Consider the following 14,828-nt stretch of genomic DNA (forward strand, 5'->3'; position numbering starts at 1 on the left):
TTATTATTAATGGTCTTGTTTTTTTATGAAATCGTCGAGAAATTAAAACCATATTATAATTTATATGGTTATTTTATTTGTGTAACTGTAAGTGTAATTTTTTCTGATAAATTATCAGGTAGCTTTGTTATTTTATTGCTCATCATGATTAGCTCGCTATTTTTCTCTATTCGGATACTAATTCCTAGTTTTTCCATATTGTTAGCCGTATTTTCGAGTAAGTTAATTTTAAAATCGATGGTTTTATCCGCATCTTTAGAGCGTAATTGATAGTTTAATAAATTCTCCGTTGGTGATAGTAAAGTATCTATTGGACTAATAGATATAGTTATCTCAGAGTTTTCAGGAATGATTGATGGTGAGTAAATAACCCCTTGTAATTGATGGTTTGAAGAATTTTGAATAGCTTTAGGGAAATAGCTACAACCGAGTAATGTGCTAATAAAAAACAGAGAAATTAAAGGTTTATATATTTTATTTAGCGTTCCAATGATTAACATGATAATAACTCAACTTATTGAAATGAGAGGGAAAATACTTTCTGAAAGAAGCATTTAATATATGCATAAAGTGTATTTTGTGGATAATATTTAGATAAAACAGGCATTTCTGATTTTTCGCCAGTATATAAAATGCCAATTCTTGGTAGTGTCATAATAAGATTTTCATCTAATTCAACTTTTTTAAATGATTGGCGGAGTTGCCTTACTAGCTTGTAATAGCTGCTTTCGGTAACAATTGTTCCTCTTTTTTCCCAAACTTCGTACATAACCTCTCTTTTATTACTCTTTTTTACGAGTAGTAATTTTAATAAGCAAGATTCATTTTCTGTCAGGCTGATAGATTTTTTTCCTTTGGAAAGTGTCCTCTTTAATGGGTTATAAACCACTTCCTCGGATAACAAAATCATGGGTTCTATTTCCGCGTATTCCATATTACTCATATATTTTCCTATAAGTGATGACTGAGTAAGAATTTAGTCATATCCTAACTTCCGCTAAAATATGCTTCAATATAAAAAAACAAGACATAGTCATAAATGAAAAAAATTAAGTCGTTTTTTTACAACCAGTCTGAATTTATTGTTAGGATAAATTTAACTTATATTACTAGGATATATATATCAAAAAAATATACATAATTTTTATTTTTTGGAGGATGGGAAGGGAGTATAAAGAAGATGAAAAATCATTAGAATAAGTGAGCGTTTTACTCCCCTAAAAAATGTATTTTATATTGATAATTGAAATAGGTTTTTAATCCCAATCATCATCATCGTTACCATCAACATTAAAATGAGATAAATTCCTGTTAAGTTGCTCTGTAAAAGGCTGATTCATTAAATTTATTGCCATATAACGATTCAGCCCTTTTGTGAATTTATCATAGAGGGAGGGAAGGGAATCACTCGGAAGTGATTTTAGTGTTTGAACGGTGCCAGCAATAAAATTCTCTTTTTCATTTTTTTTAAGCCGTGTGAGGGTGCTGAAAATAGTGGAGAAAAAGTCTTTATCTGTCTCTTTTGATTGTAACTGTTTAATAAATTTATCTATTTTCTTTTGTGATTCAGCTGAAATATCAACAATATTTTTTACTGTTTTCGGTGCTGAGAATTCCACATGTTTAGTCGCCGTTTTTATCCTATCCTGTAGGTGATTTTTTGAGATTGCTGTATTTTTTAGTGTTGGTTCATTAATCGGGTTATTTGCCTGTATCTTCATTTTTTGGGTTCTCCGTGTGTATTTTTTCGATAAGCTTTTGGTAGGCTATTTTTCGTTCATTAAGTATTTGGCAACGCGTTGGGATGGAGAAAATTTGTGGTAGCGTATTTTTAGTCGCAATTGAGGGCGAAAAGTCGCAAATTTGATTATTACTTTCTAACGCAATTGATCCATAATCAGCGTGAGAGAGTATTGTAATATTTTGTTTTGTAATATTTAAATTCGATTGCATATTCGCGGGTAAATGTAAGGTGATTTTTGATGTCATTTTGCTTTTCTGAGCGAAATAATGCGCAATAATTTCTTTTAATCGGTCATCATCAAACAGTGCCATGAGCAGATTTTCTAATTTTTTTTGGCTTTGATTAACCTGTTCTTGAAAAGTAATTTCACTGTGTTCCAACTTTGTAATAAAATCATGCAAAAGTTGTTTTATGCCATCATCATATCCTTGCTGGTAGGCAGTTTTATGCAATTGAAGCACACTTTCTTGAGCGTGTTGATAAAGGTCATTAGATTTCTTTTTGGCATATTGTATGATGCTTTTTTTATATTTGAATGCGGTTAATACCTGTTTTTTAATCAGGACTTTTTCTTGTGCCATTGTCATTATTTGTGTTTGTGTTTGTGTTTGTGTTTGTGTTTGTGTTTGTGTTTGTGTTTGTGTTTGTGTTGACTTAGTTTCTACTTCTATTGACACGATGAAACGCCTCCTCAATCAGGTTCCAAGGTAAGATCTCTTTGGAATAATTTGAAATAAGTTGTTGTGTATTTTGGCTAAACATATATTTTGCGCGTAAAACATAAATATTGCCGAAAGGGGCAAGGCAAGCCAAGAGCTGAGCTGCACCAAAGGCAGATAGAAACTGTGGTATATTCTCTTTTTGAATCATATTCTTATGGAATGATTCCTTTTGCCATAAACTACCGAGTGTAATAGCAATTGTTGGAAATGCTTCCCAACTATTTGAAAACAGGCTGGGTAATACACGAGTATGATTGTCTGGCATTTTTAATGCGTACTTTTCAATCAGATATTGGTTATGCTGCTGTTGTAATTTTACGGGTAATTGATGATAAATTGGGGCGCTAAATTCCTGATGAAAGTAGCTCCCTGGTGCTAAGAAAATATTCTCTTGGTCAATAAGAAGTTTATTTAGTAATAACATCTAAATTACTCTCAGTTATTTCACTGGCTCTTTTCTTATTTGTTTGCTGTTTCAATATAAAAGCGAATAAGCTAAAGAGAAAAATAATCACGACAAAAACAGTTCCTATTAAGACAGGTTGAATACTATTTTCAGATGTTGGGTTTAATTGGTATTGGAGTGGCGGACGATTAATCACAACAACGGAAACATTATCGTAAGTCGTTTCTATAAAACTATTATTTAAAAAGAGTTTTATTTTATTCATCATCATTTTTGGATCTTCATTCCCTGAATAAGTCACCAAACTAGACACTTTTTGTATTGGTTTTACTGTGCCATTGCCATTTAATGGGTAACTTACATGCACCCGTGCATTGACGACATCAGGGATAGATAACAGGGATTGTTCTAAACGCTGTTCAATTAAAGATAATAAACGAGTTCGCTCCGCTTGTGGCGAAGCCACAAGTGAGTCGCTAGGGAAGGCCTGAATAATTTCAATTGGCTCTTTTGAGGGCAAGTTATATTGTTGTAATAAGTCAACGGCTAATACGAAATTATCAGGGGAAACTCGAATAGAGTCTCCATTTTTATTATCATGTTTACGGCTTGCTTCAATACCATGTTTTTGTAGAACAGCGAGCACCTCGTTACTTTGCCGTTGACTTAAATTACTTAACAATAATTGATTATCACAACCAAGTAATAAACTGATAAAGCTAATTAATAATAGTTTCTTTAAAATATTCATGATTATTGCGCTTTTAACACAGTATCAATAGCGGAAACACTTTTATGAGTGAGTGTACTAATCATACTCATCGCTAAATTGTAGTTACCGACTTGGTTTTGTATTTCAAGTAATTGAGCGGGATTACTGACATCCAGATTATTGGCTTTGCTGAGCAAATTTGCTTTTTCATTACCAACCGCAGCGGTATATTCCGAAAATAATTTTTTTACCTTATCCTCAAAGGAACCAATAGATATTGGCGAGGTTGTATCATCAGTAATACTAGATGATATGTCAGAAAGGGAGATAGGTGTAACCATATATTTATCCTATAAAATAAGAGCACCATAGTAATAGGTGCTTTTATTCAAAAATTAAACGTTACGAATAATCGCTTGAGCGGCGTCTTTAATTGATTTCATGACGTTACTCTGTAATTGGCGGGCCATATTATAATTACCACTTAGCGCGGTGATTTCGCCCAGTACTAGGGGGTTATCGACCTCAAGGTTGGTATCGTTGAGCTTGCCATGTAGTCGATCCGCAATGACTTTAGTTCTTGCACTAAGGCCAGCCGAAGCACGGTACATCATTCCCCATTTGCTGTCACTGACACCACTTTCTTCGAAGGTTGAACCTACCCATTGACCTGATTCTATTCCTTTATTATTCGAGTCTGTTGCTGTATTCGTTCCAATTTCTGGCATAATGTTTTCCTCTTGATTAATATTAAAAAGTTTTTTCGTTAAATAACCAATGGTTATTACCTAATAAAATATAACCATCTTCATTTGTGATAAAAGATTGGCCTACAAATTCATTATTGGCCAATGATATAGAGAATTGAATTTGCTGCTCTCCCCATTGTTGATAAAATGAATTTACAAAATTGATTAGTGAGATAGTTTGATTGTCGTTTAAGCTATCTTTAATCATAAATATGGTTTTATTATTTTTAGTGATTTTATGCCATTTGACGTGGCTTTCTGTTAATCCTAGTTCTGCATTTTTTAGTAATTCATCGAAATTAACAATGTTTGAGGTATAACCTGTATAGCAGATAAAGTAATTTTTGAATGTTTTTTCAATAAAATTATTACCTTCTACCATATTCAGGCTGGATAATGAATTAATGACTGGATTGCAGGGGTCAGTAATATCAATATTTAATAGATCAGGAATTTTATTTGATATTTTGTTTTCTATCTCATTTTCTAATTGGTTCTTCATTTTTATAGAGAAATTGTTGCGAAATTTTGTTTTCAGCAGTTGTTGCATACTCCAATCATAATCTCGCTGGGATTGAACTAATATGAGGGGCATGTTGTTATTGTTTTTTGTCACAATAATTTTTTGTGTGCTACCGATAAGCATGTTTTCAATAGATTGTAGTTGGGCATCTTTTTGTAACGTGGAATTATTTGGAAAAAAGCAATAACCAACAAGAATACAAACGAATAATGATAGACCAGTAAAAAATTTATAGTTGTATGGCGATTTATTAAATTTATTATATTTTTTTTCTGTTTTAATAGGCTGCCATTGCTTATCTTCAGTTATTAATGGTGTTTCCCAAGGTGTATCGATTTCTTTAAGTGAGAATGGGAATAGCTCTTTTAAAACAGTTTCTTGTAGATTTATGGGGATGATTTCACTCTGGTTTTTTGTGTGAAGATCGACTGCAATTTGGCCTTCATGGGAAATAATTGAGAACGTGAAAGTTTCTTGATGGCTAGGTATTGAGTAGCCAGTGAAACCTTCATCAGTCAAGTTAGCCTTATATGTGTCTTCCTCACCAATAATAATCAAATTGGCATTTAAATTAATTATTATTTCATGATCATGCATCTTGCCACTCATGATCTTCATCACGTAAGTCTGATTATGGATATCTGCCACGTATATAATCTCTGTAAAAATAAGTTGAATGTATTAGATAGAATAAAAAAAGTACTGTCAGCTGAATTAATCTTATTATTTATGACTATGTGAACACAGACTAAAGTGGAAAGTATTCCTTTTTATTCCTTTGTATTCGTTGGGCATATATTTCAAGCTGCTGTGTGAAAAAATCAATAGATGAGGCTTATATATCATGACAAAGAAAGATATCGCTGCACCGTTGGAAAATAAAAACTGCTGTTTTTCTTTGCAGGATAAATTGGTTTTGGTAGTACCAAATGATGGCGCGACGACTTTTTTTTATAAATCACCATATTCAAACTTAAATATTTCGTTTGATAAACAATCTATATTTATTACCAATGATGAAGCGTTAGAGAGTAATGAGAACCTAAACTGGGATATTTATTCAATAGCATTATCAGAGTTGATTGAAATTCTTGCTGTTATTGATACAGCGATGGGGCAATCATTCTTTTCGAAGAAGGAAAATTGCAGCTCAAGCGAACAAGTCACACAAGAATTTATCACATTGGATGAAGAGCTTTTTACCAGTGTCTCGATTAGAAATGTTGTTATCGATTTGGTGATTAAAATACACCCGTTATTTAACTGCTGGTGCAATGTATTACGTAAGTATGAAGCTTACGGAATGATGCGTTTTATTTTGGAAGCGGCACAGAGTGATAGGAATGCCAACATTAATCAGCTTTGTGCTCGTTATGGTGTATCAGCATCTTATTTTAGACAACTTTATCGAGAAAATTTTAATAAAACAGCAAAACGTAAAATTATGAGTGTTCGTATGGCGAATGCAATTTTACAGTTAATTGAGAGTGAAAGTTCAATTTTAGATGTTGGGTTAGAAGCGGGTTACTGCTCAGCCTCACATTTCACCAATGATATCAAAAAAGAACTGGGGTTAACACCTTCAGAAATAAGACATCTTGGAGCAAATTTATATGAGCAGTAAAAGAAAAGGGGCAATATTACTGACACTCCTTTTACTGAATTCTAATGTTTACGCGGCCCAATCTGAAATATTTGTTGCAGAGCCAGTCGCACACGAAAAAAGCCATGACACCTTCGTTGCGAATAATATTGCAGTAGGTAAGGTGTTTGAAGCAGTGGCTGAACAATTAAATAAGCCCATTATTTTAAGCAAATTAGCGGCCCAGAAAAAAGTCACGGGTAATTTTAACCTAGCGAATGCCGATGAAATGTTTAAGGCTCTAACACGTCGTATTGCGTTAGTGTGGTATGACGATGGCGCCAGCATTTATGTTTATGATAATAGCGAAATGCGCAGCGTTATTGTGCCAACACACCGCGTGAGTAGTGGGCAAGTGCTAAGTTATATTCAGCGTAATGGGATTTATGATGAACGATTCCCTGTACGTTCCCAAGGTGCTGATAACTTGCTCTTTATTTCAGGGCCCCCTCTGTATGTTGAGCTTATTAAAGCGGCTACGCTATACCTTGAGAAACAATTAAACCAAGAAGAGTCAACAAGCAGTGAAGTTGCTGTTATTTCATTGAAACATGCTTCTGTCACCGACCGGACATATTCATCCCGCGGTCAAAGTACAACGGTGCCTGGCATGCTGACCGTTATTAGTTCGTTATTTAAAGATAGCGGCAATATGGTAGAGGAAACCGTTAACATCCAGCCTGCAAAACTTAATGTATCTGGGGATTCAATTGATGAACTGATGGATGCGCCAATAGGGGAAGAAAGGCAGGAAAAAAAGCAGGTTATTGTTAACCGCTCTTCGGGGAAAAATGCACTTTCATTAGTGGCTCATCCAGATAGTAATAGCTTAATTGTTAAGGGCAGCCAAGAGCAAATAAACTATGTAAAACAGCTTGTTCGTACACTAGATGTACGTCGTCGCCAAGTTGAACTCTCATTATGGATTATCGATATCACTCGTTCTGAGTTAGATAATTTAGGCGTGAGTTGGGAAGTAGGAGCATTTAAAGCGGGTCGAGGGGCGATAGCCTTTAACCGTAGCACACTATCGAATAGCCAAGAGTTTCTGTTGCAAATTGATGCACTTAGCAAAAAAGGTAATGGGCATATCGTGTCGCGCCCTGTTTTACTGACGCAAGAAAATATTCCAGCGCTATTTGATAACAACACCAGTTTTTACGCCAAATTGCAAGGTGAGCGTATTGCGACGCTAGAGCAAGTGACTTACGGCACCATGATCAGTGTCATGCCACGTATTTCAGCGGGTCAGCAAGTTGAAATGGAAGTGAATATTGAAGATGGTGCACAAAGCTATGGGAGTGATGGAAAGGCTTCTAGCGTTGAGGGGTTGCCGTCTATTAATCGCACCAGTATTAATACGGTTGCACGCATTGCGAAGGACAATAGCTTACTGATAGGTGGTTACACTCGTGAGCAATATATTGAAAATGAAAGCAAAATACCTGGGTTAGGGGATATTCCTTGGATTGGCGGATTATTTAGTAGTTCCTCAGTTAACCAACAGAAAATGGTTCGCTTATTCCTTATTCAGCCACGTTTATTGGATGAAAATGAAGCGTGGGATGGTCGACAATTTTCAGAAAAAACACGTATTACTCAACGTGATAGCCAGCTGCATGGCACGGTACAATTTTTACAGCAATATATGAGTGAATCATGGCAATAACGCCAATGAATTACAGCAACCGGTTTTTATCCAATCTTCAGGATAAAAACCGTGCATCATCAAAGAGCAATAGTGATGACAGCGAGGAGGTTGCTCGTGGCTTAGGTGTTATTGATAGTAGTAGTGAATATGCATCAATGGCTATGCTAGCTGCAAGCCATGTGCGTCGAGGAAGCTCCCGAAAGGCGCCTGATGAAGAATGGACTCGTTTCTCTGAACGCATTTTAGATAATGATGCAGATGAAAAAGTGATGAAAATCGAGGGGTTGCTAAATAAGCAGCTTATGACACCGCAGCAATTACGTGCATTATTGTTGCAGTTTTTCCCAGACCCCAGCGATTTACTAATGGCGCTCGCAACATTAATTCATCGAAGAAAGTTAAAGCAGGAGCAAATTAACAACCTCGAGACATTAAATGAGTCTCTTCTGAATGATGAAAATGCGCGCAATGCTCAAGCTGGTGCAAATGTCGCCCTATTAGCGAAAGCATTTGCTGAAAAACTAAAACAAAGTGCTGGGAACCTGAGGGCTGTTTATCGTGAGTTTATTAATTATGATGGCCCTGTGGTTTATTTATATGAACAGTGGGTTGAAGAGCTAGAGTTTCAAGAACGTGAAAATATGATGCGTTATCTCGCTAGGGCATTGGCATGTGATTTGCAGGCCTTGCCATTGGGAGATGTCAATGTCAGTGAATTTGGTAATTTTTTTATTCGGGTAGGACGACTAAGAGAATTACAGTCACTTGACCATATATTTAGCCAGCAATTTTTTCTATCAGCATGTTTTCAAAATAATATTGAGATCAATAAACCCATATTGGAAAAATCGCTTAGCCAAGTTTTTACCAGCGGGATCCGCGGGCAAACAATATTTGAAGAAAAAGTAGTTTATTTTATTAATAAAGAACTTCGCATTGCTCATACCGAAATACGTGCTCAATTTTTGCAGTTATTACTATTGGCTTTTTCAATGATCCCTGTAGCGGTTTTTCCATCATTGGAAGAGAGAGAGCAATTATTGGAATCTTTAAAAAAACATATGAGCGATATTGTGGTTAAAGAACAACAGAAAAATAATAGATAGGAAATTCATAATATTTATGAAAAATGTAACAGGTTTTTTATTACAGATCCGACAGCGACCTGAATTAATGGTATTGGTGATTATGGTTATGGTCATCGCCATGTTAATTATTCCATTACCGACAGTTTTGGTCGATTTATTAATTGGCCTGAATATTATGATCTCAGTACTTATTTTCATGAGTTCTTTTTATATTACACGAGTACTGAATTTTCAGTCATTTCCATCCATTTTATTAATTAGTACATTATTTAGATTAGCTTTATCAATTAGTACAAGCCGCTTAATTCTATTAGAGGCGGATGCTGGTGATATTATTGCTACTTTTGGTGAGTTTGTTATCCAAGATAACCTTGTTGTGGGGATGGTGGTATTTGCCATTGTCACCATTGTGCAGTTCATCGTGATTACGAAAGGTTCAGAGCGTATTGCCGAAGTGGCTGCACGATTTTCTCTTGATGCGATGCCAGGCAAACAAATGAGTATTGATGCTGATTTGCGAGCAGGGGTGATTGATGAAGCGACTGTGAAAGAAAAACGTGGAGATCTCGAAAAAGAAAGTCAGCTATTTGGTTCTTTTGATGGTGCCATGAAATTTATTAAAGGCGATGCGATTGCGGGTATTGTGATCATCTTTGTCAATTTAATTGGCGGCATTTCTGTCGGTACCGCACAGCAAGGCATGGATATTTCGACAGCGCTGAATACTTTTTCCCTGTTAACGATAGGTGATGGTTTAGTTGCTCAAATCCCTGCACTACTAATTTCTATCAGTGCAGGCTTTATTGTAACGCGCGTCGGGGGAAATGATAAAAATTTGGGTGAGAATATTGTTTCTGAATTATTTGCTAATGATTTTACGATATTAATTACCGCATTGATTGTTCTTTTTATGGGATTTTTACCAGGGTTTCCAACAACTATTTTTCTATTTCTGTCTGCACTACTCATTGGGCTTTTTGCTGTGCGTTATTATAAAAAACGCAAGAAAATAACCACTCAGAAACAACAAGAAATAGAGAGTGTCACATCAGAAGCAACAGAAGGGGAAACGCAGCGTGTTAACCAAGATTTTGTTGATGAATATATTCCTGAGACGCTACCTATTATTATTTCAGTGAATCAAAATTATAAAGAACATTTAGAGGAAAATAATTTCTTATCTCGAATGAAAAAAGATGTTTTTATTCGTTATGGTTATCGAATCCCAGATATTGCAATAAATTATTCCCCAATAATTGAAGAAAATAAAATAGTAATATTAATTAATGAAGTCAAGGCGGGAGAATATGACATTTGCTTTTATGGCCATCGATTACTATCAAATACGGATGAGTTGGCATATCTCGGTGTGGATTTAACCGAGTATACAGATGAGTATGGCTCAAAAAATATTTGGTTTGATAACAAAGATAAAGAAAGTATTGAGCAATTAGGCTTGTATGCTCGCGATGATGTTTCAGAAATGATTGATTGTGTCAGTACACTTATGTTACGGCATATTAACGAATTCTTTGGTATTCAAGAAACCAAAAATTTACTTGATGATCTAGATGGTAAATACCCCGAATTGCTCAAGGAGTGTTATCGCCACGCCACTGTGCAGAAAGTCACTGAAGTTTTCCAACGTTTATTAATGGAAAAAATCTCAATACGAAATATGAAACTGATCATTGAGATTTTAGTGCAATGGGTACCCAAAGAAAAAGATAGCCTGATGCTTGTTGAGCATATTCGTAGTGGGATGGCGAGGTATATTTCATCAAGGTTTGCGGTGGACGGACGCCTCAATGTTTTAATGGTCAATTCAGAGTTTGAAGACATCATTCGACAAGGTATTCGTCAATCATCTGGTGGCGTGTATTTACATCTTGAGCCAGAAGCAAGTAATGCTTTAATTCAATCAGCAGAGCTTGCGTTAGAAAATAATTATTTATCAATCAGAGATGTGAACGTACTGGTTCCTGTTGATATTCGTCGTTTTGTGAAAAAAATCTTAGAAGGGCGTTTCCCTGAGTTAGAGGTTCTCTCCTTTAATGAAATTTCGGACACCATAAAAGTGAATGTAATTAAAACTATTTAAATAAGATAAGGAATGTAATATGAAATATCGTTTTATAGAAGTATTAAATGAATATTTAAATGTGATGGGGCGTAGTGACTTAATTAATAGTCAATTGGATTGTCATTCAAATATTCAATTAGAGATGAATGATTTACCTGCGATTAACGTTGACCTTTCATCGGATGAGCTCATTATTTGGTGTAATGTATTGCCATGCAATTATAGTCTTTTAGACTCAATGAGTGCATTGTTATTAAAATCCATCCTTGAATACCCGCCGCGTAATTTTCAACCTGGGCAACCTGCTTTAAATCTTGTTGAGAATGAATTGATTCTATCTGCGGTTTTGAAACCCTCTTCATTGAATGAAATGTCATTATTTTCAGATAGCTTTGAAGAGTTTTTTGAACGCGTTGTTGAATTACGCCAATTATTATCTGCTTAAATGATGAAATTTTTCGATATATGCGCACACCCTGTGCGCATTCATGGATGCCTTATTGAAGCGCCATTGCAAGGGGTTTTTATTGGCGAAATCTGCTTTATTGAACAGTCGATTTTGAATGCTCAAATTATTGCAAAAGCGCAGGTGGTGGGTTTTAAAGAAGGGCTTACAGTTCTAAGCTTGATTGGCCGTATTCAAGGGTTAACCCGTGAAGTTGTTATCAGGCCCAGTGGTTATCCTTTTGTTTTCCCTGTTGGTCAGCACCTTGCAGGTAAAATTTTTGATGCGACAGGGGAGGAAGTTGGGCGGCTAACTGAAGATGAAAGTGAAATTAATCATATTGATAATAAATTACAACGTATTGATAGCCCACCAATTAGAGTGACTCAACGGCACCCAATTGATAAACCCCTGTTCACGGGTATTCGAGCAATTGATGGGTTGCTAACCTGTGGTTTGGGGCAGCGTATTGGTATTTTTGCTGCTGCAGGAAGTGGAAAAACCTCTCTGATGAATATGATCATTAATCAGGCGGAAGCGGATATTCATGTCGTGGCGTTAATCGGTGAACGTGGTCGTGAAGTTATTGAATTTATTGAGGAGCTGAAATCTTCACCTCAAGCTGGACAGACTATTTTAGTTTATGCCACCTCGGACAGTCCCCCTGTTGAGCGTTGTAATGCCGCATTACTCGCCACGACGATTGCGGAATATTATCGTGATGAAGGCAAAAATGTCCTGCTTTATATGGATTCGATGACACGTTATGCAAGAGCCTTGCGTGATGTGGCATTGGCAACAGGCGAGTTGCCTGCAAGACGGGGTTATCCAGCGTCAGTATTTGAACAATTACCACTGTTACTTGAGCGCCCAGGGCGTCTCAAACACGGGGCAATCACCGCTTTTTATACGGTGCTATTAGAAAGTGAAGATGAGGCAGACCCAATTGGTGATGAGATCCGCTCTATTTTAGATGGTCATATTTATCTTAGCCAAAAACTGGCAGGCCGCGGCCATTACCCTGCAATTGATGTTTTAAACAGTATTAGTCGTGTATTTTCTAAAGTTACACAACAAGCGCATCAACAATCGGCGGCGCGGGTGCGTGAGATGCTAGGAAAACTCGAACAGCTTCAGTTGTATCTCGATCTCGGTGAATACCAACGGGGTGAAAATGCAGATAATGATGAAGCATTAGATAAGCAAACCAGTATTGACGCTTTTTTAAGACAACATATGACGGAGAGTCAATCTGTGGAAACACTGCTGGATGACTTAAATCAGTTGGCTTCATGAGTGTCAAAAATCTATTACAGTTGGCTGAGCGTCGCTTGGAAAAAACACGTAATGAGCAGGTACGATTACACTCACAAATTAATACGTTACAAAATGCCTCTCAAGATATGAGAGAACGAATCCTGATTTTATCTGAGCAGGTTGCTTTATATGAAAAATCCCAAGAACTCAGCCCGATCGCTTTTTGGGAACGCCAACGGTTGAAAGCGGCGGTACTCAGTAATATTGCCCAGTTTGAATATGAAATTGACACTATGTCGACTCAAATAGGCAAATATCAACTCTTAGCTAACCAAATGGCAACGCAGGCGCGAGTATTACAGGGTAAGTGTGAAAAATTCCAAAAATATCTTAAACAACAATCTATCACTAAATGTTTAAAATCAGAGCAACAACAGCATACTGAAATAGAGGAGCTCTTTATTCATGTCCGTAATAAATTCATCAAAGAGTGAAAGTGTTATAAGCAATTCTTATATGGGAACTGTAGAGCCCTCAGATAAAAAATTATCGGGTTACGTTCTAATAGGTAAACAAGAAGAGAAAAATACCAGTTTACAAATGATGGCTAAAAAAATAGCCATGAGTTTTAATAAAAGTAAAATACCATCAGATGTAAAACAAAATATTTTTTTTCAATCTAACGAAATAGAAAATCGTATTACGCCAGTAAATATCCAACCAACTAATATACTGAAAGAAAATGTTGTTTCTTCGAATGAGGAAAATAATCATTTAATTATAAAATCAGATTTTTTTGAGTTATTCAATTGTCAGGAAGAAAATATTATTGATGCTAATAATGTGAATCCGCTTGTTTCTAATATAAAAGACGAACCTCATGAAATTCAATTAACTAAAGAAGATGAGTTTATTTTTCTGCAACATAATGAATCTGATATCAATAAGAGCCAGGTGGCTTCCATTGAGGAGGAAGTAGATGACGTTTTATTAACACAAAGTGAGTTTGATGATGAAATTCCATTGATTAATCTAAATGGGATGCTTGCTATTCCATTACGAGATAGCCCCTTACCAGTAAAACCGTTATTTGGCCTGACACAAGCAGCACTTATGCCTAAAAGTACCCCGCTATATTTTGGCGCGGTTGATGAACAACATAATGATGGTACACATTTTATTCAATTATCTCATGAGGAAAAGAGTGGTCATCAGGTGGTGAATGTAGAGTTGGGTAGCGATAAAGAAACGGTATTACATAATGAAAAAGCGTCACATTTTTCGGATGTAGGTGCATTGGATGATCAGCAGTCATTGATTCAAACATTTGCTGATTTTAGACAAGAGCTGACGAAAAATGAGAAAAAAGCACCTGTTTTACAAGAGATGCTAAATATTGAGGACGCTAATATGGTTCAGAATAGTTCATCACGGATTGATGTGGTTGGTGAAGTGTATCGCCAGACTCAGGCTGCGCCATTACAAGGAACAACGACTAACCCTCAGAATATCAATCAACCTATTGAATATAATTCGATTTCTCATTCATTGCTTGCCAATGAAAATGAGCCAAGAACGTTAACTTATACTTTTCATCAATGGAAAAATACACCATCAGTGACTTTTGAATTGGCGACTAAAACCGAATTGGTTGCTCTGACCCAGAGCCAAGAAGTGCAAGAAACTCTAAAAGAAAATAAGCACTTACTAAATAGTGAACAAGATATTTACTTTCACCAAGAACAACATAAAGAGCGTGGACAACATCACCCGCAGCAGGAACATCACCAGCAAGAAGAAGATTAA

17 protein-coding genes are annotated in these 14,828 nt (G+C 36.0%); 8 read left to right on the plus strand and 9 right to left on the minus strand.

All coding sequences use genetic code 11. The features are described from left to right. Positions 1-68: 68 nt before the first annotated feature. From KDJ85_RS12985 to KDJ85_RS13025, 9 genes are all read right to left on the minus strand, one after another. Positions 69-500 carry a hypothetical protein gene (locus KDJ85_RS12985; protein WP_225820026.1) on the minus strand — a complete coding sequence of 144 codons (432 nt, stop codon included), beginning with the start codon at positions 498-500 and terminating at the stop codon, positions 69-71. Positions 501-514: 14 nt separating this feature from the next. Then, complete coding sequence (locus KDJ85_RS12990; protein ID WP_225820027.1) at positions 515-943, minus strand: winged helix-turn-helix domain-containing protein; 429 nt, start codon at positions 941-943, stop codon at positions 515-517. A gap of 313 nt (positions 944-1,256) precedes the next feature. After that, positions 1,257-1,721: a hypothetical protein gene (locus KDJ85_RS12995; protein WP_225820028.1), complete on the minus strand. Its 465-nt coding sequence runs from the start codon at positions 1,719-1,721 to the stop codon at positions 1,257-1,259. Further along, positions 1,702-2,325, minus strand: a complete 624-nt coding sequence (locus tag KDJ85_RS13000; protein ID WP_225820029.1) for a hypothetical protein — start codon at positions 2,323-2,325, stop codon at positions 1,702-1,704. The genes KDJ85_RS12995 and KDJ85_RS13000 overlap by 20 nt, the downstream gene beginning before the upstream one ends. A 73-nt stretch (positions 2,326-2,398) precedes the next feature. Next, positions 2,399-2,890: a hypothetical protein gene (locus tag KDJ85_RS13005; protein ID WP_225820030.1), complete on the minus strand. Its 492-nt coding sequence runs from the start codon at positions 2,888-2,890 to the stop codon at positions 2,399-2,401. Further along, a complete protein-coding gene (sctJ, locus tag KDJ85_RS13010) occupies positions 2,874-3,623 on the minus strand; it encodes a type III secretion system inner membrane ring lipoprotein SctJ (RefSeq protein WP_225820031.1) in 750 nt (249 codons plus the stop codon). The genes KDJ85_RS13005 and sctJ overlap by 17 nt, the downstream gene beginning before the upstream one ends. Positions 3,624-3,625: 2 nt before the next feature. Beyond that, the gene (sctI, locus tag KDJ85_RS13015; protein WP_225820032.1) at positions 3,626-3,925 is read right to left on the minus strand and encodes a type III secretion system inner rod subunit SctI; all 300 of its coding nucleotides are present in this window, start codon (positions 3,923-3,925) and stop codon (positions 3,626-3,628) included. Between the two features lie 54 nt (positions 3,926-3,979). Continuing rightward, positions 3,980-4,312: an EscF/YscF/HrpA family type III secretion system needle major subunit gene (locus KDJ85_RS13020; protein ID WP_225820033.1), complete on the minus strand. Its 333-nt coding sequence runs from the start codon at positions 4,310-4,312 to the stop codon at positions 3,980-3,982. 22 nt (positions 4,313-4,334) lie between these two features. Beyond that, the gene (locus KDJ85_RS13025; RefSeq protein ID WP_225820034.1) at positions 4,335-5,504 is read right to left on the minus strand and encodes a PrgH/EprH family type III secretion apparatus protein; all 1,170 of its coding nucleotides are present in this window, start codon (positions 5,502-5,504) and stop codon (positions 4,335-4,337) included. A gap of 196 nt (positions 5,505-5,700) precedes the next feature. Between KDJ85_RS13025 and KDJ85_RS13030 the strand changes: the two genes are divergently transcribed. From KDJ85_RS13030 to KDJ85_RS13065, 8 genes are read left to right on the plus strand one after another with little or no spacing between them, the layout of a single operon-like run. Then, positions 5,701-6,480 (plus strand): helix-turn-helix domain-containing protein, encoded by a 780-nt coding sequence (locus KDJ85_RS13030; protein ID WP_225820035.1) that lies wholly within the window; start codon positions 5,701-5,703, stop codon positions 6,478-6,480. Beyond that, a complete protein-coding gene (gene sctC, locus KDJ85_RS13035; RefSeq protein WP_225820036.1) occupies positions 6,470-8,167 on the plus strand; it encodes a type III secretion system outer membrane ring subunit SctC in 1,698 nt (565 codons plus the stop codon). The genes KDJ85_RS13030 and sctC overlap by 11 nt, the downstream gene beginning before the upstream one ends. Beyond that, positions 8,158-9,255, plus strand: coding sequence for a type III secretion system gatekeeper subunit SctW (sctW, locus tag KDJ85_RS13040; RefSeq protein ID WP_225820037.1), 1,098 nt, complete (start codon positions 8,158-8,160; stop codon positions 9,253-9,255). The genes sctC and sctW overlap by 10 nt, the downstream gene beginning before the upstream one ends. 16 nt (positions 9,256-9,271) lie before the next feature. Then, positions 9,272-11,338 carry an EscV/YscV/HrcV family type III secretion system export apparatus protein gene (locus KDJ85_RS13045; RefSeq protein ID WP_225820038.1) on the plus strand — a complete coding sequence of 689 codons (2,067 nt, stop codon included), beginning with the start codon at positions 9,272-9,274 and terminating at the stop codon, positions 11,336-11,338. 19 nt (positions 11,339-11,357) lie between these two features. Further along, positions 11,358-11,765: an InvB/SpaK family type III secretion system chaperone gene (locus KDJ85_RS13050; RefSeq protein WP_225820039.1), complete on the plus strand. Its 408-nt coding sequence runs from the start codon at positions 11,358-11,360 to the stop codon at positions 11,763-11,765. A gap of 3 nt (positions 11,766-11,768) precedes the next feature. Beyond that, entirely contained in the window at positions 11,769-13,061 is a 1,293-nt protein-coding gene (gene sctN / locus KDJ85_RS13055) for a type III secretion system ATPase SctN (RefSeq protein ID WP_225820188.1), read from the plus strand. Beyond that, positions 13,058-13,516 (plus strand): hypothetical protein, encoded by a 459-nt coding sequence (locus tag KDJ85_RS13060; protein WP_225820040.1) that lies wholly within the window; start codon positions 13,058-13,060, stop codon positions 13,514-13,516. Before sctN ends, KDJ85_RS13060 begins: the two co-directional genes overlap by 4 nt. Beyond that, entirely contained in the window at positions 13,488-14,828 is a 1,341-nt protein-coding gene (locus KDJ85_RS13065; protein ID WP_225820041.1) for a SpaN/EivJ family type III secretion system needle length determinant, read from the plus strand. Before KDJ85_RS13060 ends, KDJ85_RS13065 begins: the two co-directional genes overlap by 29 nt.

Source organism: Providencia vermicola (assembly GCF_020381325.1).
Classification (GTDB): domain Bacteria; phylum Pseudomonadota; class Gammaproteobacteria; order Enterobacterales; family Enterobacteriaceae; genus Providencia; species Providencia vermicola.

What these genes read in the sequence shown, in the direction of transcription:
- sctW (WP_225820037.1), top strand. Translation starts at nt 8,158, where the DNA reads ATGGCAATAACGCCAATGAATTACAGCAACCGGTTTTTATCCAATCTT.
- sctJ (WP_225820031.1), bottom strand. Translation starts at nt 3,623, where the DNA reads ATGAATATTTTAAAGAAACTATTATTAATTAGCTTTATCAGTTTATTA.
- KDJ85_RS13065 (WP_225820041.1), top strand. Translation starts at nt 13,488, where the DNA reads ATGTCCGTAATAAATTCATCAAAGAGTGAAAGTGTTATAAGCAATTCT.
- KDJ85_RS13020 (WP_225820033.1), bottom strand. Translation starts at nt 4,312, where the DNA reads ATGCCAGAAATTGGAACGAATACAGCAACAGACTCGAATAATAAAGGA.
- KDJ85_RS13045 (WP_225820038.1), top strand. Translation starts at nt 9,272, where the DNA reads ATGAAAAATGTAACAGGTTTTTTATTACAGATCCGACAGCGACCTGAA.
- KDJ85_RS13060 (WP_225820040.1), top strand. Translation starts at nt 13,058, where the DNA reads ATGAGTGTCAAAAATCTATTACAGTTGGCTGAGCGTCGCTTGGAAAAA.
- sctI (WP_225820032.1), bottom strand. Translation starts at nt 3,925, where the DNA reads ATGGTTACACCTATCTCCCTTTCTGACATATCATCTAGTATTACTGAT.
- KDJ85_RS13005 (WP_225820030.1), bottom strand. Translation starts at nt 2,890, where the DNA reads ATGTTATTACTAAATAAACTTCTTATTGACCAAGAGAATATTTTCTTA.
- KDJ85_RS13000 (WP_225820029.1), bottom strand. Translation starts at nt 2,325, where the DNA reads ATGGCACAAGAAAAAGTCCTGATTAAAAAACAGGTATTAACCGCATTC.
- sctC (WP_225820036.1), top strand. Translation starts at nt 6,470, where the DNA reads ATGAGCAGTAAAAGAAAAGGGGCAATATTACTGACACTCCTTTTACTG.
- KDJ85_RS12990 (WP_225820027.1), bottom strand. Translation starts at nt 943, where the DNA reads ATGAGTAATATGGAATACGCGGAAATAGAACCCATGATTTTGTTATCC.
- KDJ85_RS12995 (WP_225820028.1), bottom strand. Translation starts at nt 1,721, where the DNA reads ATGAAGATACAGGCAAATAACCCGATTAATGAACCAACACTAAAAAAT.
- sctN (WP_225820188.1), top strand. Translation starts at nt 11,769, where the DNA reads ATGAAATTTTTCGATATATGCGCACACCCTGTGCGCATTCATGGATGC.
- KDJ85_RS12985 (WP_225820026.1), bottom strand. Translation starts at nt 500, where the DNA reads ATGTTAATCATTGGAACGCTAAATAAAATATATAAACCTTTAATTTCT.
- KDJ85_RS13030 (WP_225820035.1), top strand. Translation starts at nt 5,701, where the DNA reads ATGACAAAGAAAGATATCGCTGCACCGTTGGAAAATAAAAACTGCTGT.
- KDJ85_RS13050 (WP_225820039.1), top strand. Translation starts at nt 11,358, where the DNA reads ATGAAATATCGTTTTATAGAAGTATTAAATGAATATTTAAATGTGATG.